At 69.0% G+C, this 17501-nt stretch carries 20 protein-coding genes; 1 reads left to right on the forward strand and 19 read right to left on the reverse strand.

What is annotated here, in order from left to right; all coding sequences use genetic code 11:
• Nucleotides 1-31 precede the first annotated feature (31 nt).
• The 5 genes from ORI60_RS38255 to rpsB form a co-directional block, all read right to left on the reverse strand.
• On the reverse strand, nt 32-886 hold the full coding sequence (locus ORI60_RS38255) for a phosphatidate cytidylyltransferase (protein ID WP_266042910.1): 855 nt from the start codon (nt 884-886) through the stop codon (nt 32-34).
• Between the two features lie 66 nt (nt 887-952).
• Complete coding sequence (gene frr / locus ORI60_RS38260) at nt 953-1510, reverse strand: ribosome recycling factor (protein WP_266042911.1); 558 nt, start codon at nt 1508-1510, stop codon at nt 953-955.
• Between the two features lie 61 nt (nt 1511-1571).
• Nucleotides 1572-2282 carry a UMP kinase gene (gene pyrH / locus ORI60_RS38265; RefSeq protein ID WP_406601933.1) on the reverse strand — a complete coding sequence of 237 codons (711 nt, stop codon included), beginning with the start codon at nt 2280-2282 and terminating at the stop codon, nt 1572-1574.
• A gap of 121 nt (nt 2283-2403) precedes the next feature.
• Nucleotides 2404-3219, reverse strand: a complete 816-nt coding sequence (tsf, locus tag ORI60_RS38270; RefSeq protein ID WP_266042913.1) for a translation elongation factor Ts — start codon at nt 3217-3219, stop codon at nt 2404-2406.
• Between the two features lie 71 nt (nt 3220-3290).
• A complete protein-coding gene (gene rpsB / locus ORI60_RS38275; RefSeq protein WP_266042914.1) occupies nt 3291-4133 on the reverse strand; it encodes a 30S ribosomal protein S2 in 843 nt (280 codons plus the stop codon).
• A 370-nt stretch (nt 4134-4503) separates the two neighbouring features.
• Between rpsB and ORI60_RS38280 the strand changes: the two genes are divergently transcribed.
• A complete protein-coding gene (locus ORI60_RS38280) occupies nt 4504-4968 on the forward strand; it encodes a M23 family metallopeptidase (RefSeq protein WP_266042915.1) in 465 nt (154 codons plus the stop codon).
• Between the two features lie 893 nt (nt 4969-5861).
• On the opposite strand, the gene ORI60_RS38285 is transcribed toward ORI60_RS38280, so the two are convergent.
• From ORI60_RS38285 to rpsP, 14 genes are all read right to left on the reverse strand, one after another.
• Nucleotides 5862-6857, reverse strand: coding sequence for a FliA/WhiG family RNA polymerase sigma factor (locus tag ORI60_RS38285; protein WP_266042916.1), 996 nt, complete (start codon nt 6855-6857; stop codon nt 5862-5864).
• Nucleotides 6832-7809 carry a tyrosine recombinase XerC gene (locus ORI60_RS38290; protein ID WP_266042917.1) on the reverse strand — a complete coding sequence of 326 codons (978 nt, stop codon included), beginning with the start codon at nt 7807-7809 and terminating at the stop codon, nt 6832-6834. Before ORI60_RS38290 ends, ORI60_RS38285 begins: the two co-directional genes overlap by 26 nt.
• A gap of 335 nt (nt 7810-8144) precedes the next feature.
• A complete protein-coding gene (gene dprA / locus ORI60_RS38295) occupies nt 8145-9296 on the reverse strand; it encodes a DNA-processing protein DprA (RefSeq protein ID WP_266042918.1) in 1152 nt (383 codons plus the stop codon).
• Between the two features lie 784 nt (nt 9297-10080).
• A complete protein-coding gene (locus ORI60_RS38300) occupies nt 10081-11601 on the reverse strand; it encodes a YifB family Mg chelatase-like AAA ATPase (protein ID WP_266042919.1) in 1521 nt (506 codons plus the stop codon).
• A gap of 1 nt (nt 11602) precedes the next feature.
• A complete protein-coding gene (locus ORI60_RS38305; protein WP_266042920.1) occupies nt 11603-11974 on the reverse strand; it encodes a YraN family protein in 372 nt (123 codons plus the stop codon).
• Nucleotides 11975-12228: 254 nt separating this feature from the next.
• Nucleotides 12229-12552, reverse strand: coding sequence for a DUF2469 domain-containing protein (locus ORI60_RS38310; RefSeq protein ID WP_030479657.1), 324 nt, complete (start codon nt 12550-12552; stop codon nt 12229-12231).
• Nucleotides 12552-13343 (reverse strand): ribonuclease HII, encoded by a 792-nt coding sequence (locus ORI60_RS38315; protein WP_266042921.1) that lies wholly within the window; start codon nt 13341-13343, stop codon nt 12552-12554. The genes ORI60_RS38310 and ORI60_RS38315 overlap by 1 nt, the downstream gene beginning before the upstream one ends.
• Nucleotides 13340-14203, reverse strand: coding sequence for a signal peptidase I (gene lepB / locus ORI60_RS38320; protein ID WP_266042922.1), 864 nt, complete (start codon nt 14201-14203; stop codon nt 13340-13342). The genes ORI60_RS38315 and lepB (ORI60_RS38320) overlap by 4 nt, the downstream gene beginning before the upstream one ends.
• A gap of 4 nt (nt 14204-14207) precedes the next feature.
• Complete coding sequence (gene lepB / locus ORI60_RS38325) at nt 14208-14840, reverse strand: signal peptidase I (protein ID WP_416234559.1); 633 nt, start codon at nt 14838-14840, stop codon at nt 14208-14210.
• Nucleotides 14841-14951: 111 nt separating this feature from the next.
• The gene (gene rplS, locus ORI60_RS38330; protein ID WP_086663379.1) at nt 14952-15311 is read right to left on the reverse strand and encodes a 50S ribosomal protein L19; all 360 of its coding nucleotides are present in this window, start codon (nt 15309-15311) and stop codon (nt 14952-14954) included.
• Between the two features lie 152 nt (nt 15312-15463).
• Entirely contained in the window at nt 15464-16210 is a 747-nt protein-coding gene (gene trmD / locus ORI60_RS38335; RefSeq protein WP_266042923.1) for a tRNA (guanosine(37)-N1)-methyltransferase TrmD, read from the reverse strand.
• On the reverse strand, nt 16200-16715 hold the full coding sequence (rimM, locus tag ORI60_RS38340; protein WP_266042924.1) for a ribosome maturation factor RimM: 516 nt from the start codon (nt 16713-16715) through the stop codon (nt 16200-16202). Before rimM ends, trmD begins: the two co-directional genes overlap by 11 nt.
• A gap of 19 nt (nt 16716-16734) precedes the next feature.
• On the reverse strand, nt 16735-16974 hold the full coding sequence (locus tag ORI60_RS38345; RefSeq protein ID WP_030468017.1) for an RNA-binding protein: 240 nt from the start codon (nt 16972-16974) through the stop codon (nt 16735-16737).
• Nucleotides 16971-17414: a 30S ribosomal protein S16 gene (rpsP, locus tag ORI60_RS38350; protein WP_266042925.1), complete on the reverse strand. Its 444-nt coding sequence runs from the start codon at nt 17412-17414 to the stop codon at nt 16971-16973. The genes ORI60_RS38345 and rpsP overlap by 4 nt, the downstream gene beginning before the upstream one ends.
• Nucleotides 17415-17501 lie beyond the last annotated feature (87 nt).

Genomic DNA, 17501 nt, shown 5'->3' on the forward strand with positions numbered 1-17501 from the left:
TTGCGGCGATGCGCGGAAACCGTCACGGCAGCTACTGCACGAAGAGGTGCAGCAGCAGCCAGGAGGCGACCGCGGACGGGAGGAGCGAGTCCATCCGGTCCATCAGGCCGCCGTGGCCCGGCAGCAGCGTGCCCATGTCCTTGATGCCGAGGTCGCGCTTGATCAACGACTCGACCAGGTCGCCCGCGGTGGCCGTGACGACGAGCGCGACGCCGAACAGCGCGCCCTGCCACCACTGGCCGTCGAGCAGCGTCGTCACCGTGATCGCGCCGCCGACCGCGCCTGCGGTCAGCGAGCCGGCGAAGCCCTCCCAGGACTTCTTCGGGCTGATCGTCGGCGCCATCGGGTGCTTGCCGAGGAAGACGCCGGCCGCGTAGCCGCCGACGTCCGACAGCACGACACCGATGATGAACGCGAACGCGCGGCCCGCGCCGTCCTCGGGAACGACGAGCATGGCCGCGAACGCCGCGAACAACGGGATGTACGCGATGGTGAACACCGAGGCGCTCAGGTCGCGCAGGTAGCCGTCGGAACCGCCGCGGAACCGCCAGATCATGCACACCAGCGCGGTGACCACGAACGCGGTCATCATGCCGGAGCGTTCCAGCGGCCACGACAGCCAGATGATCGCCTGACCGCCGATCAACGCCGGCCACAGGGCGACGTTGATGCCAGCCTTCTTGAACGCGTTCGCGATCTCCCACGTCGACACCGCCGCGGCGGCGGCGACGATGCCGATGAAGGTCTCCTTGACGGTCAGCAGCGACACGATGATCATGGCGCCGAGCCCGGCGCCGACCAGGATCGCCGCTCGCAGGTCACGTCCCGCTCGCGACGGCTTCGACGCGGGCACGTCCGCGGGACTGCCTGCCACCTGTGCTCCCATCAATACCTCCGCCCGGCCAGGGCCATCACGCCTGCCGCGACTCGGCCGGGCGAACCATCAGGGAAATCAGACTTCGAGAAGCTCGGCTTCCTTGTGCTTCACGAGCTCTTCGACCTGCGCCACGTAGCGGTGGGTCAGAGCTTCGAGCTCCTTCTCACCACGGGCGCCGTCGTCCTCGCCGATCTCGCCGTCCTTGACGAGCCGGTCGATCTCTTCCTTCGCCTTGCGACGGACACCGCGGACGGAGACCTTGGCGTCCTCGCCCTTCTGCTTGGCGACCTTCACCATGTCCCGGCGGCGCTCCTCGGAGAGCTGCGGGATGACGATGCGGATGATCGAACCGTCGTTGCTCGGGTTGACGCCCAGGTCGGAGTCCCGGATCGCCTTCTCGATGGCGTTCAGCTGACCCGCGTCGTACGGCTTCACGACAGCCATCCGCGCCTCGGGGACCGTGATGCTGGCCATCTGGTTCAGCGGCGTCATGGAGCCGTAGTAGTCGATGTGGATGCGGTTGAACATCGAGGGAGTCGCACGACCGGTTCGGACGGAGGAGAGGTTCTCCTTCGCGACCGAAACCGCCTTTTCCATCTTCTCCTCGGCGTCGAGGAGGGTCTCGTCGATCACGACTGCTCCTTGCTCTGCGTGTTCGTGCCCAATTCCCGGTCCTGGAGAGATCCCACCAGGTCTAGAAGGCCGGGCGGCCACCGGGGGTGCTGACCAGGGTTCCGATCTTCTCACCACGCACCGCTCGCGCGATGTTCCCCTCGGTGAGGAGGTTGAAGACGAGGATCGGCATGTTGTTGTCCATGCAGAGGCTGAACGCCGTGGCGTCGGCGACGTTGAGGCCGCGCTCCAGCACCTCGCGATGGGTGATGTTGTCGAACATCAGCGCGTCCGGGTCGATCTTGGGGTCGGCCGTGTAGACGCCGTCGACGGCCTTGGCCATCAGGACGATCTCGCAGCCGATCTCCAGCGCGCGCTGGGCGGCCGTGGTGTCGGTGGAGAAGTACGGCAGACCGGCGCCACCGCCGAAGATCACGACGCGCTTCTTCTCGAGGTGTCGCATCGCGCGGCGCGGGATGTAGGACTCGGCGACCTGCGTCATCTGGATGGAGGTCTGCACGCGCGTGTCGATGCCGTGCTCGCGCTCGAGGAAGTCCTGCAGCGCCAGGCAGTTCATGACCGTGCCGAGCATGCCCATGTAGTCGGCGCGGGACCGGTCCATGCCGCGCTGCTGGAGCTCGGACCCCCGGAAGAAGTTGCCGCCACCGATCACGACGGCCACCTGCACGCCGGACTTGTGGATGGCCGCGATCTGCCGGGCGACTGTCTGGACGACATCGGGATCAACACCGACGCCACCGCCGCCGAACATCTCGCCGCCGAGCTTGAGCATCACCCGGCTGTAGCCGTGGCTACCTTCTTCGCTCACAGGTCCTCTCCTTTGGCCCCGGGAAACTTCTGTAGACACGCCAAGGGCGGGGTCGCTGGTACCTGCAACCCCGCCCTCGTGCGAATCAGCTCTGGCCGACCTCGAACCGAGCGAAACGGGTAACCGTCACGCCGGCCTCGTCCAGGAGAGCCTTGACCGTCTTCTTGCTGTCCGTCACGGAAGCCTGCTCGAGGAGCACGACGTCCTTGAAGAAGCCGTTGACGCGACCCTCGACGATCTTGGGGAGCGCGCCCTCGGGCTTGCCCTCCTCGCGAGCGGTCTCCTCGGCGATGCGACGCTCGTTGGCGACGAGCTCCTCGGGGACCTCGTCACGCGTGACGAACTTCGGGCGCATCGCGGCGATCTGCATCGCGGCACCCTTGGCGACCTCGGCGTTGTCGCCGGTGTACTCGACCAGGACGCCCACGGCGGGCGGCAGGTCGGCAGCGCGCTTGTGCAGGTAGACCGAGACGGTGCCGTCGAAGTCGACGGCCTTGGCCAGCTCGAGCTTCTCGCCGATCTTGGCGGAGAACTCCTGGACCAGCGCGTCCACGGTCTTGCCGTCGACCTCGACGGCCTTGAGGGCCTCGACGTCGGCGACCTTGTTGGCCTTGGCGAGCGCGACGATGTCGTCGGCCAGGGCGATGAAGTCGGCGTTCTTGGCCACGAAGTCGGTCTCGCAGCGCAGCTCGACCATCGCGCCGTCCTTGACGGCGACGAGGCCGTTGGACGTGGTGCGCTCGGCGCGCTTGCCGACGTCCTTGGCGCCCTTGATGCGCAGGATCTCGACGGCCTTGTCGAAGTCGCCGTCAGCCTCGTCCAGCGCCTTCTTGCAGTCCATCATGCCGGCGGCGGTCAGCTCGCGGAGCTTCTTGACGTCCGCGGTGGTGTAGTTCGCCATCGTTTTCCTTCTGCGATGTACGCGCTTAGGTCACGAGGTGCCCGCTTGTCGCGGGCACCTCGTGGGGGAAATCAGGACTGGACGGGCTGCTCGGCCGGAGCCTCGGCCGGGGCCTCAGTCGCGACGGCGGAGTTGGTGGTGAGGAGCTCCTGCTCCCACTCCGCCAGCGGCTCGTCGGTGGCGACCTCGGGCTTGTCCTGGCCGTCGGCGGCGTCGCGACGGGCACCGGAACGCTGCATGAGACCGGCGGCGGCGGCCTCGGCCACGACCTTGGTCAGCAGTGCGGCGGAACGGATCGCGTCGTCGTTACCCGGGATCGGGTAGTCGACCTCGTCCGGGTCGCAGTTGGTGTCGAGGATCGCGACGATCGGGATGTTCAGCTTGCGAGCCTCACCGACCGCGATGTGCTCCTTCTTGGTGTCCACGATCCACACGGCGCTGGGCACCTTGGACATGTCGCGGATACCGCCGAGCGTGCGCTCCAGCTTGTCCTTCTCGCGGTTCATCATCAGGATTTCCTTCTTGGTGAAACCCTGGAAACCGCCGGTCTGCTCCATCGACTCGAGCTCCTTGAGGCGCTGAAGCCTCTTGTGGACCGTCGAGAAGTTGGTGAGCATGCCGCCCAGCCAGCGCTGGTTCACGTAGGGCATGCCGACGCGGAGCGCCTCGTTGGCGATGGCCTCCTGCGCCTGCTTCTTCGTGCCGATGAACAGGATCGACCCGCCGTGCGCGACCGTCTCCTTGACGAACTCGAAAGCCCGGTCGATGTAGGTCAGCGTCTGCTGCAGGTCGATGATGTAGATGCCGTTGCGCTCGGTGAAGATGTAACGCTTCATCTTCGGGTTCCAGCGCCGGGTCTGATGCCCGAAGTGCACGCCGCTGTCGAGCAGCTGCCTCATGGTTACGACGGCCATGGCCGGTTCGCACCTCATCTGTCGGACGCGCGAGGTCTCGCCTTTGCGCGTCGGTTCGGTTGACGCTTCAGGCCGGTAGGCCTTCAGCCCTGGTGCCACTGCCGCCGTCCGCACCCGCGGAGCATCTCTGCACCGTCAGGACCGTCGAACGTCGTGACTCGACCCTGCTGGGATCAGCCGGTCGGATCTGCGTTGGCACGCGAAGTCGTCCCGCGCACAGACGGGACGCGCCCAAAAGTCTACTCCCCATCCCCGACAAACTTCGAATCGCCCCCACCTCGCCGCGGGTAGTTGTCCACAACCGGCGAGTTGTCCACAGTTTCCGCATACCCGCTGGTCCCCCAGGGTCCCCCTGCCCGACCGTTGACCCATGCCCCTCCTCCCCGCCGCCCTGCTGCTCACCGCCCTCCTGAGCCCGCCTGCCGACCGCTTCGCCTGGCCCCTGCCCCCGCCACACTCGGTGGTGCGCGCCTTCGAGGCCCCCGCCTCGCCGTTCGGCCCAGGTCACCGGGGTGCCGACCTCTCCGCGCCGCCCGGCACCCCGGTCCTCGCCGCGGGCGACGCCACGGTCGTCTTCGCGGGCGCGGTGGCCGCCAGGACGCTGGTGTCGCTCCAGCACCGCAACGGCCTGCGCACCACCTACGAACCGATCGCGCCCGCCGTCACCGCGGGCCGCCCCGTCCGCCGGGGAGAGGTCATCGGCCACCTCCAAGCGGGTCACTGCCCGTCGCCGTGCCTGCACTGGGGCGCCCGCCGGGGCGACGCCTACCTGGACCCGCTCCGCCTGGTCAGCTCAGGCCGCGTACGCCTGCTACCGCTGGCGGCTCCCACCTAGCCGCACCCCAGCCACGCCGCGCCTCACCCCGCGCGGCGCCTCCCACGGGCGCTCCCCGCCACTTCCCGGGCGGCAGGACAGCGGCGCACCCCGACACCCGCCGCAGCGCCCGTCAGGCGCCGGGAGGCGGCCACCCGCTCACTCTGGCCGCCTCCCGGCCTGCCTGCCTCACAGCCGACCCGCTCGCAGCGGCCGCTACGGCACCCCACAAGGGGCACCCGCACCACTGCGCAAGTCCGGTCCCCGGTTCGGCTGGGGACGGCAGCCACGCCGCCACCACAACGGCAGCCGGCAACGCCTGGCCAGACCCCGCATGAAGCCGTCAACGTCGGCCGCCAGACCATCCCGGGAGCACGTCACAGCGACCGTCACGACGAATCCGTCCGCATGGCCCTGCACTCCGATCCGGTCTGCCGCGGTCGCCACGACACCAATCAGAAACGCCCGAGGTTCCCGCCCACCTGGCGCCGAGCGCTCATCTGCCGGTTCAGGCTTCCCTTCGCCCGACTGCCTGCGGATGTGTCCGCCTGCTGCCCGATTGTTGGTGTGGCTGTCGGCTGCTCGGCGCTGTGGACCGGCCGCTCACGAATCGCCGTGCCTTTGGGCGCGGGCCGTCGGCGACCGCGTAACAGCGACTCCACCGGGTTCGGCGTCGGCTCGGCTCTCGGCGGACTGGTGCGGCGATCGGCCGACTCGCGGCTAGGGCGTTCGGCGCGATGCCCGAGTGGGCACGGGGTGTGCTTGGAGCAGGTCCAAGGCCACCCGTTCGAGTGAATTAGGCCTGGCGGCGGGCAAAAGGAGGTTTCAAGCGGCTTGGTGAGGCCCGGGAAGCTTCCCGGTACGGGCGTTCGGCAGCCCGGCGCTCGCCAGGCTGCTGAATGGCCGAGGTGCGGTCAGGCCTCGGACTGCTCGTTGAGCTTCGTGCGCAGGCGCAGGACTGCGCGGGTGTGCAGCTGGCAGACCCTGGACTCGGTCACGCCGAGCACCTTGCCGATCTCGGCGAGCGTCAGGTTCTCGAAGTAGTAGAGGGTCACGACCACGCGGTCGCGTTCTGCGAGCTGGGCGATCGCGTCGGCCAGCTGACGGCGGCCGTCCTGGTCGACGAGGCTCGCCACCGGGTCTTCCGCGGCGTCGTCGGGCAGCGACTCCGCCAGGGAGGAGCCGCCCTTGTTCGGGGCGATCAGCTCGTCGAGGGCGACGACGCTGGTGAGCTGCAGCTGGCCGTAGAGCTCGCGGAGTTCGGCCAGGCCGATCTTGAGCTCTGCGGCGAGCTCGCGGTCGGTGGGCGTGCGCTGCAGCTTGGCGCCGAGGCGTTCGAGGGCTCGCTCGACGTCGCGGGCCCGGCTGCGGACCGAGCGCGGCACCCAGTCCTGCGAGCGCAGGTCGTCGAGGATCGCACCGCGGATGCGCTGCATGGCGTAGGTCTCGAACTTGAGGCCGCGTTCCGGCTCGAACTTCTCGATCGCGTCGACCAGGCCGAAGATGCCGGACTGGATCAGGTCGGCCACGTCCACGTGCGCGGGCAGGCCCGTGCCGACGCGACCGGCGACGTACTTGACCAGCGGCGCGTAGTGCAGCACCAGGCGGTCGCGCTGGCTCTGCTCGCGGGACTCGCCGTAGCTGCGCCACAGGGCGACGATGCCGGCTTCGACGTCGTCACCGGACCGCACGTCCGTGCGCGTCACCGCAGTCGGAACGGCCGCGGGCGTGCCGTTGACATGCGTGTTGGCACCGGGCTCGGGGGTCGCCTCGGTGCGTGGCGCGCCGTTCTGACGGTGCCCGTTGCTCGCCTGCTTCGACACTGGTGCGGGCAGGGCGGGTTCAGGGGGCACGGTCGCCGTACGCGATCCTCCCCCTGCGGCGTCAGGAACGGGGGTGGGTTCGGTCATGGATCGCCTTCAGCCGTTCGACAGTGACGTGTGTGTAAAGCTGAGTCGTTGCGAGCGTAGCGTGACCAAGCAGTTCTTGGACGGTGCGCAGGTCCGCTCCTCCTTCCAGCAAATGGGTCGCAGCGGAGTGGCGCAACCCGTGCGGCCCGATGTCCGGTGCATCCGGTACCACGGCGACGACCTCGTGCACCAGGGTTCTGACGGCCCGCTGGTTCAGCCGGCCACCGCGGGCTCCGAGGAACAGCGCGGGCGGTGAATCCGGTGCTACCAGGGCGTTTCGGCCCTCGTCCACCCATCGCCGCACCGCACGCTCGGCAGGCACGCCGAACGGAACGCTGCGCTCGCGACCACCTTTGCCCAGAACTCGAATCACCCTTAGGGAGTAGTCCACGTCGTCGAGATCAAGCCCACAGAGCTCGGCCACGCGGATACCTGTGGCGTACAGCAACTCCACCACGGCCTGATCACGCAGCGCAACCGGATCACCCTGGGACGCGCCAGAGGATACGGCCCTCATCGCGTCCTTGGCCTGGTCCTCGCGCAGCACCGAAGGCAGCGTCCGGTGCGGCCGCGGAGCAGCGAGCCGTGGCCCCGGATCCGAGGCCATGTGCCCTGCTCGATGCGCCCACGCGGTGAACGTGCGCGAAGCAGCTGCGCGCCGCGCAAGTGTCGTGCGGCTCGCACCTGCGGCGTGCTGCGCGGCGAGCCACGACCGCAGATTGGCCAGGTCTATGCGCCCGAGATCTGCGTTTTCCGGGATATTCCCCGCGACGTGGTCAAGCAGTGCCACCGCATCACCGATGTAAGCGCGCACCGTGTGCGGTGACAGGTCACGCTCCAACATCAGATGCCGTTCGTACTGCCGCAACACGCCTTCCACGGTCGCCGGCAGTTTTTCGCGCAGGCGAACGAGGTCGACACGACGTGTCCGACCATGCGGCGGCGGGGACATAGGCCAAGACGCTGCGCCAGTCGGGGCGTTTGGTCAAGTATCGCCACACCCCCGCGCCATATGGGAGCGCTCTCATGATCGGCGTGACGATAACGTTTCAACTCCCTGTGACGAGCACGCGTGCGGCGGCACTTGCAGATCACCTTTCGGAGTAGCGGCGGCGGGCCGCGCCGACAACCAGACAGCCGACGAGATCACTAGCCGCACAACAGGCAAGTTCACAGCTAACCACCGCCTTCCCCACCCTGGCGACAACTCACCGCACTGCTGACAACTCCCTCCAATGAAGACGAAACCGCAGGTCAGTCGCAGCGAATATCCACAATGGACGAACGTCAGCCCACCTCCAGCTTCTGCCAGCCCTGATCCACCTGCAATGCGAGTCCGGCGAGTTCCAGTTCGGGCAACAACGCCCGGACCCGGTCCAACGGCACCCCGGACTCGACGGACACGGCCTCGTCGCTGACGCCGCTGCGCTTCCCGAGGGCCTCGTATACCCTCATCGCCTCCCCCTGAGGTGCGCCGAGGTCGCTCTCCTTCTCAGCGGGACGGGTGGTGAGGTCGTCGCCGAACCGCCCCACCGACTCGACGATCTCCGCCACCGAACTCACTGACTCCGCGTGGCCGTCCCGCAACAACTCGTGACAACCGACCGAACTGGCCGACGTCACGGGTCCCGGCACCACCATCAACGGCCGGCCCAACGCGAGCGTGATCGCCGCCGTGTTCTTCGCCCCGCTGCGCCGCCCCGCCTCCACGACCACGGTGCCACCGCCCAACGCGGCGATGAGCCGGTTGCGCGTGAGGAACCGATGCCGCGCGGGCGTCACGCCAGGCGGGTACTCGCTGACGATCAGTCCTTCGCGCGAGATCCTGCCGAGCAGTCCCTGATGGCCCCCGGGATAAGCGATGTCCGCACCGCACGCCAGCACCGCGATCGTCACCCCGCCTGCCCCGAGCGCACCGCGATGAGCAGCACCGTCGATGCCGTACGCAGCACCGGAGACAACGGTCATCCCGGCCAGCGCCAACCCGTAGGCGAACTCGCCGGCAACGTGCTCGCCGTAACCGCTGGCGGCACGCGACCCGACCACGGCAACGGCCTTGTCCAGCACGTCGGCCAGGAAGTGCGGCCCCCGAACCCACAGCGCGAGCGGCTCACCTCCACACCGCCGGGCAGCCACGTTCTCCAGCGCGAGCAACGGCCACCGAGGCCACTCCTCGTCCTCGGGAACGACCAGCCGCCCGCCGCGCCGGGCGATGAGGTCGAGGTCTGCGCAGGCGTGTTCCTCAGCCCGCCGCGCCGACGTCTGACTGGCCACCGACGGCGAAACTTCGCCGGCCCTCACCCGCTCCGCGGCCTCAACGGGCCCGACCTCGGCGACCAGCGCGGCGAGCGCCGCCGGGAAGGGCTCCGCGACGCGAGACAGGTAGGCCCTGGCCAGGCGAACGGCATCGCTGGCCTGCGCGGTCTGCTGTGTGGTCACCGGAACCACCACCAGGGCAACCAGCGCTGCCAGGGCTCCGGACGCCACGGATTCGGCGGGCTGGCACCGGACGTACGCCTCCGCACTGTGCACTGCAGGTGCAACAGCAGGGACGGCACCACGGCCGCTGCTGTGGTGATCGAGGTCGTGGCAGGAATGAGGCTTGGGGACATGGTCGGGCTCCTTGTTCTGGGGAGTTCATGAGGTTCGGGAGGGACGAGAAGACGGTCGGGGTGGGCGGGTCACCCGCTGGGGAAGGCGGGCGACCCGCCCGAACCGGGCACGAGCTGAGGCTCGGGGCTCGTGTCCGGTGAGTTCAGGCGCCTGGGTTGGGACAGACGCCCGAACGTCTCGGTGGGTCGGTGGGTCGGTGCCGGGCGCGGAGCGGGAGTGGGGCTCCGCGCCCGGCGGCATGGGGCAGGCCGAGTCCAGGTGGCTCACACGCCAAGGGCTTGGCCCAGGACGGAGCGAGCAGGAGCACGGTGGCGGGCATGGACACGTTGGGCGGAGACGGCGGGCAGGTGAGCGGGTGCCCGCACGGGGCGAGCACCCGCTCTGCTGGGCCGGACGCGGAGTCGGGGCGTTGAAGCTCCGCGACCGGCGGATCGGGGTAGGGCACTTCGGAGGTCAAACGCTCCAGGAGCAGCAGCTCAGAAACGAGGCTGTGGGCGTCGGAGGCCAGGGCTGTTGAGGAAGCGCTGTCGGGCGCGGGCTGCTGGCTCTGGAGGCGAGGGCCGTTGTGGAACGGCCTGGGCTGCGGGTCAGGGGCCGAGGAAGGGCTGGGTCAGGGGGCTCGGCGTTCTCGGAAGTGGAGGGCTGCGGCTACGTGGTCCTGGGTTGGGCGGTCGGCCTCTGCCAGGTCGGCGAGGGTCCAGGCGACGCGGAGGCAGCGGTCTGCTCCTCGGCCCGTCAGGGCGCCCAGGGCCAGGGCTCGGTCCAGGAGGGCCGTTGTCTGCCTGGGGAGTGCGAACTCCTTGCGCAGGGCCGGGCCTGGCACCAGGGCGTTCGCCGGCCAGGTGTGGCCGTGGGCTGACCAGCGGGTGGCAGCCCTGGTTCTGGCTTTCAGGACTCTGGCTCTGACCACCGCCGTTGGTTCTGGTGGAGTGGCGTCCGCGTTCGCCATGGCGGTCGTCGCCCTCATGCGGACCCTCAGGTCCACTCGGTCGAGCAGGGGGCCGGAGAGGCGGGACTGGTAGCGGCGGCGGACTGTCGAGGTGCAGATGCAGTCCGTCTCCTTCGGTGGGGCGCAGGGGCACGGGTTGGTGGCGAGGATCAGCTGGAAGCGGGCCGGGTAGCGGGCTATGCCGTCTCGGCGGGGGATGCGGACCTCGCCCTCCTCCAGGGCCGTGCGGAGGGCGTCGATGGTCTTCTGGCCGAACTCGCAGGCCTCGTCCAGGAACAGGACGCCCTTGTGGGCGCGGGAGGCGGCGCCTGGCTTCGCCATGCCGCTGCCGCCGCCGATCAGGGCCGCCATCGACGTCGTGTGGTGGACGTTGACGAACGGCGGACTGGCCACGAGGGGGTAGCCGGAGGAGAGGACGCCCGCTACCGAGTGGACGGCGGTCACCGCCAGCGACTCCTCGCGTGTCAGCGGTGGGAGGAGGCCCGGGAGGCGTTCGGCCAGCATCGTCTTGCCGGTGCCCGGCGGGCCCGTCAGCAGGAGGTGGTGGGCGCCCGCCGCGGCCACCTCCAGGGCCCAGCGGGCCTCTGGCTGGCCCACGACGTCGGCCAGGTCCGGGGCGGCCGGGAGCGGCGGGGCGGCCGGCTGCGGCGGCGGGTGCAGCGGCACGGGCTCGCCGCGGAGCCACGCCAGCACCTCGGCGAGGGTCTGGGCGCCGTGGAGGTCGATGCCGTCGACCAGGGCCGCCTCCGGCAGGACGTCCACCGGGACGATCGCAGTCTTGAGGCCCGCACGGCGGGCCGCGAGCAGGGCGGGCAGCGTGCCTCGGACCGCGCGGACGCGGCCGTCCAGGGCCAGTTCACCCAGCAGGACGGTGGTGGCCAGACGTTCGCACGGGATCGAGCCGGCTGCGGCGAGGGTGGCGCAGGCGATGGCCAGGTCGTAGCTGCTGCCGCCCTTGGGCAGGTTCGCCGGGGACAGGCCCAGCACGATGCGCTGCTTCGGCCACTCCTCCTCGCTGTTGCGGACGGCGGCCTTCACCCGCTCCTTCGACTCGTGCAACGACGCGTCGGGCAACCCGAGGAGGTGGGTGCGGGGCTGGCCCACTCCCACGTCGGCCTCTATCTCGACCGCGATGCCGTCGACGCCGTGGAGGGCGACGGACCAGGCCTGTGCCAAGCCCATCTCAGGCTCCCCGCAGGTGCTGCAGGCGCGGCTCGCCGGAGGAGGGCCAGGTGACCGAGATCAGGTCGACGCGGACGTTGCACCAGCCGACGCCGTGCGACGCGAGCCAGCGCAAGGCCGTGCGGCGCAGACGGGAGAGCTTGCGCTGGTCGACGGCCTCGTCCGGGCGGCCCCAGGCCGGACCGGACCTCGTCTTGACCTCGCAGACGACCAGGCGGTCGCCCTCCACGGCCACGACGTCGAGCTCACCGTCGCGGCACGTCCAGTTCCGCGACAGGACGACCAGGCCCTGCCCCTCCAGGTACCTGCACGCCAGGTCCTCGCCCTGGCGCCCCATCTCCTGCTGCCTGGTCCCGACCAGTGCCTGTGCCACCACTGCCCTCGCCTCCCTGCGGGTCGTTGGACACGACCTTGCAGGGCGGGACGGGGTGGGCGACCGGGCCGCGGGGAATCTGTGGACAACTCGGCGGCTGTGGACAAGTCAGCCGTTGTAGATCTTGAACCGACGGAATCGTCGGTGGGGTGTGCTAGGAGCGTGGCCCGAAACGCCGCCGTGAGAATCCGCGGCCGCACGGGCTCATCGCGGTACCGCGGACGGCACCGCCAACGTTTCGGGTCACTCCTCTTTCAGCTGGGGAAAGGGCCGCTCTCCGGCAGCCGGAGATCCGGCTTGTCCAGCTCCTCCACGTTCACGTCCTTGAACGTGATGACACGAACGTTCTTGACGAACCTTGCAGGGCGGTACATGTCCCACACCCATGCATCCGACATGCGCACCTCGAAGTACACCTCGCCGTCGGCGTTGCGCACCTGCACGTCCACCGAGTTGGCCAGGTAGAAACGCCGTTCGGTCTCCACGACGAACGAGAACTGGCTGACTATGTCGCGGTACTCCTTGTACAGCGACAGCTCCATCTCGGTCTCGTACTTCTCGAGATCCTCTGCACTCATTACGCCTCCGCGCGGGTCATCTGCTCCGCGCCCTCACTCGTCGCGAGCTCCCCGGCGTCAGCCGGGGTTGCATCATTCTGGACCACGGCCTGCGCGGTTGTGCCGCGCGCCACCCTGTGCGGCGCGGCGAGACCGTGCCTGGCAGCTGCCGCTGCCACATTTACATACGACCAGCGATGCTCCGCACACGGCCCGTGTTCCATCAACGCAGCCGTGTGGTCGGGTGTGCAGTAGCCCTTGTGCACGTTGAAACCGTACTCGGGATGACGATCATGCAGATCCGCCATGATCCGGTCCCGCGTGACCTTGGCCAGCACCGATGCCGCCGCCACGCACGCCGCGGCCTGGTCCCCCTTGAGCACCGCCACGCTCGGCGCGGGCATTCCCGGCACCTTGAAGCCGTCCGTCAGCACGTACCCCGGATGCGTCTCCATCTGCGCCACGGCACGCCGCATGCCCTCGATGTTCATGACGTGGATGCCCAGCCAGTCGATGTCGGCGGGCGGAACCACCACCACCGAGTGATCGAGCGCACGCTTGAGCACCAGGTCGTACATCCGATCGCGTGCCGCCGCCGTCATCAGCTTCGAGTCGTTCAGCCCTTCGAACCGCGAAGCATCACCCGGTCGAAGGACGCACGCGGCGATCACCAGCGGCCCGGCGCACGGCCCGCGACCGGCCTCGTCCACGCCGGCGACGGGACCCAGGCCGCGGCGCTCCAGGGTGCTCTGCAACGCCCAGTTCCCCGCGGAGCCCCGCACCACCGCGCGGGGCGGCATCAGCATGGTCATCGGCGGAATCGGTCTCGCACGCGACGCCCGAGCAGCAGAAGAGGCCACGCGCCGACGATACCGAGCCCCAGCGGGACGTTGTCCTGCCAGCCCGGCGCACCCATCGAGACGACCTGCGGGTTGTGGTCGGACACCCCGCCCCACCTCGACGGAGGCAGCACGATCACGCGCGCCTTGCCGATCACGTCGTCCACCGGCACGAGCCCGTTGAGCCCGCCCTGGCCCTGGCAGCGCGAGTCGCACGAGTGGTTGCGGTTGTCGCCGAGCACGAACAGCATCCCGTCCGGGATCTTGATCTCCTCGAACGACTCCTGCTCGGCCGGCGTGCCCTCGTCGAAGTGCTTGTACGGCTCGTCGAGCGGCTTGCCGTCCACCGTCACGCGGTTCTGCTCGTCGCAGCACTTCACGGTCTGCCCGCCGACGGCGATCACGCGCTTGACGAAGTCCTCCTCGTTCGCCGACGGCAGCCCGACCAGCGAGCCGAGCCACGACAACGCCTCCGAGACCGGGTTGCCCGGCTCGGCGGAGACGAAGTCGTTCTGCCACGACGGCGGCCCGCGGAACACGATCACGTCGCCCGGCGCCGGATCGGTGAAGCGGAAGGTGACCTTGTCGACGAGCACCCGGTCGCCGTAGCAGTCGGTGCACCCGTGCAGCGTCGTCTCCATCGACTCGGACGGGATCATGTAGACGCGGCCGAGGAAGACCTGGATGCCGATCGCGAGGCCGAACGCGACCAGGATGAGGACGGGCAGTTCCTTCCAGAAGTTGCCCTTTTTCTTCTGCTTCGCGGGCTTGTCCGAAGCATCCGAACTGGGCTCGTCAGCGGGAGGGTTCTGCTCTGGAGCGTCGTCGACCACGAGATCAGCCTAGGGGCTGGGGGTTGTGATCCGACACAACACTCCACCGATCTTTCGGGAAAACGACGTACCGGGCCTTCCCGATGACGTTCTCGACCGGCACGGTGCCCGCTACGCCCCCACCGCCCTGTTTGCGCGAGTCGGTGGAGTTCATCCGGTTGTCCCCCATCACGAACAACCGTCCATCCGGTACGCGCACCGGCGCGAACGGCTCGTGGTCGGCGGGCGAAGTGCCTGCCTGCCAATGCACGTACGGCTCGTCGAGCGGTCTGCCGTCCACAACGACACGGTGCTGCTCGTCGCAGCACATCACCGTCTGGCCGGGCAACGCGATCACGCGCTTCACGAAGTCGCGCTCGTTCGCCGGGGCGACACCCAGCAGCGATCCGATGTGCTGCACGAAACCCGCGACGGGGTTGGTGGACCGGGTGCCGCGGAAGTCGGTCGACGTCCACGCCTCGGGGCCGCGGAACACGACGACCTCGCCGGGCTCGATGTCGCTGAAGTCGTAGGTGAGCTTGTCGACCAGCACGCGGTCGTTCTCGCAGCCGGTGCAGCCGTGCAGCGTGTTCTCCATCGACGCCGAGGGGATCACGTAGACCCGCGCCACGAACGCCTGGATCAGGACCGTCAGCACGACGGCCGTCAGAACGACGTAGAGGACTTCTCTCCAGACAGGAGTACGCCCCCGCTCCGGTTCATCCGGTGCGGAGGCGTCCTCGAAGTCTTCTGGGCTCGAAGCCACCGATCAGGAGACCGGACGGGCCTCGCGCTTCTCCTTGATCTTGGCGGCCTTGCCGCGCAGGTCGCGCAGGTAGTACAGCTTGGCGCGACGCACGTCACCGCGGGTGACGACCTCGACCTCGGAGATGTTCGGGGAGTGCACCGGGAAGGTGCGCTCGACGCCGACGCCGAACGAGACCTTGCGGACCGTGAAGGTCTCACGGATGCCGCCGCCCTGGCGACGGATCACGACGCCCTGGAACACCTGGACGCGCTCGCGCGAGCCCTCGATGACGCGGACGTGGACCTTCAGCGTGTCACCGGCGCGGAAGGCCGGGATGTCAGTGCGCAGCGACTGGGCGTCAAGTGCGTCCAGGATGTTCATCGGTGGTTCCTCACGTGTCTTGAACTCCCCAGAGCATGCTCCATGGCTGTGCACGACATGATGGGGGTCGGCTTGTGTGCGCACGCCGGTATCACACCGGCTTCGGCAACTGTTCCAGTGTGCCAGACCAGGCACTCCGGAACGAAATCGGGCTACTCCCCGCCCTCGCGCAGGCGCGCGAGCAGGGCGCGGTCGTGCTTGTCGAACGCGTCCGCCGGCAGAGATTCCAGCAGGTCAGGACGCCTTTTGAAGGTTCTGGCGAGTGACTGGTCACGGCGCCAGCGGTGGATCAGCCGGTGGTTGCCGGACCGCAGCACCTCCGGCACCGCCAGGTCGCGCCACACCTCGGGCCGCGTGTAGCTCGGCCCTTCGAGCAGCCCGTCCTGGAACGAGTCCTCGGCGTGCGACTTCGGGTTGCCGAGCACCCCAGGCAGCAACCGCGCGACCGCTTCCACGATCGCGAGCACCGCCACCTCACCACCGACCAGGACGTAGTCGCCGATGGACACCTCGTCGACGCGGACGCGCCGTGCGGCGTCATCGACCACACGCTGGTCAATGCCTTCGTAGCGACCGCACGCGAACACGAGGTGCGACTCGTTCGCGTACTCGTGTGCGACCGCCTGCGTGAACGGACGCCCGGCCGGCGTCGGCACGATGAGACGCGTCTCGTCCGTGCACACGTCGTCCAGGGCGGGACCCCAGATGTCGGCCTTCATGACCATGCCGGGCCCACCGCCGTACGGGCTGTCGTCGACAGCCTTGTGCACGTCCTGGGTCCAGTCGCGGAGGTCGTGCACGCCGACGCTGATCAGGCCCTTGTCGATCGCCTTGCCGAGCAACGCCGCGCGCAGCGGCGCGAGGTACTCGGGAAAGATCGTGACGACGTCAATCTGCATCGAGCAGGCCCTCTGGCGGGTCGATCACGACGCGACCGCCGCGCACGTCCACGGTGGGCACGATCTCGCGCACGAACGGGATGAGCGCCTCGCCCTGGTCGCGGATGACCACGAGCAGTTCGCCACCGGGCCCGTGCAGGACCTCCTTGACCGTGCCGATCTTCGTGCCGTCGACGAGTTCGGCCGCGAGCCCTTCGAGCTCGTGGTCGTAGAACTCGTCGGGGTCGTCGATCGCCGGCAGGTCGTCGGTGCTGCCCAGCAGCAACGTGCCGCGCAACGACTCCGCGACGTCGCGCGTCACGACTTCCTCGAAACGCACGAGCAGCCGCCCGGCATGAGGCCGGGCGGCTGACACGGTGAGGCTTCGGGACGTGCCGTCACGCAGCTTCGCCTGGAGCGTGGCTCCTAGCGCGAACCGCATTTCGGGTGAATCAGTGCGCACGTCAACGGCCAGTTCACCGGTGATCCCGTGCGCCTTGGCCACGCGGCCGACGACGACGTCCATGTGCCCTTTGCAGCTTCGTTCAGCGGTCGGTGTCGACGACGTCGACCCGCACACCACGACCGCCGATACCGGCCATCACGGTGCGCAGAGCCGTCGCGGTGCGACCGCCACGACCGATCACCTTGCCGAGGTCGTCCGGGTGGACGTGGACCTCGAGGGTGCGGCCGCGGCGGGTCGTGACGAGGTTCACCCGGACGTCGTCCGGGTGGTCGACGATGCCGCGAACGAGGTGTTCGAGGGCGTCAGCCAACAAACTCACGCCTCGTCCTTGGGCGCCTCGGCCTCAGCCTTGGGGGCGTCGTCGGCCTTCTTGGCCTTCTTCGCCTTCGGCGTGGTGGCGTCGGTCATCGGCTCCTCGTTCGCGGCGGCCAGAGCGGCGGCGAACAGGTCGGCCTTCGACGTCTTCGGCTCCTTGACCTTCAGGGTGCCCTCGGCGCCCGGCAGGCCCTTGAACTTCTGCCAGTCACCGGTGATCTCGAGGATCCGCTGGACCGACTCGGTCGGCTGCGCGCCGACACCCAGCCAGTACTGCGCGCGCTCGGAGTCGACCGCGATGAACGACGGCTCGTCCTTCGGGTGGTACTTGCCGATCGTCTCGATGGCCTTGCCGTCGCGACGGGTGCGCGCGTCGGCGACCACGATGCGGTAGTACGGCTGGCGGATCTTGCCGAGACGCTGAAGCTTGATCTTGACGGCCATCGGCCTTGTACTCCTCGAACTCTGTGTTGGTGGTTCGCACAGTCGTGGCCCGGGCAGAGGGGCCGACCACGACGGACAGCGGGCAAT

This window comes from Lentzea sp. NEAU-D7, from assembly GCF_026242055.1.
In the GTDB taxonomy this organism is placed as follows: Bacteria; Actinomycetota; Actinomycetes; order Mycobacteriales; family Pseudonocardiaceae; genus Lentzea.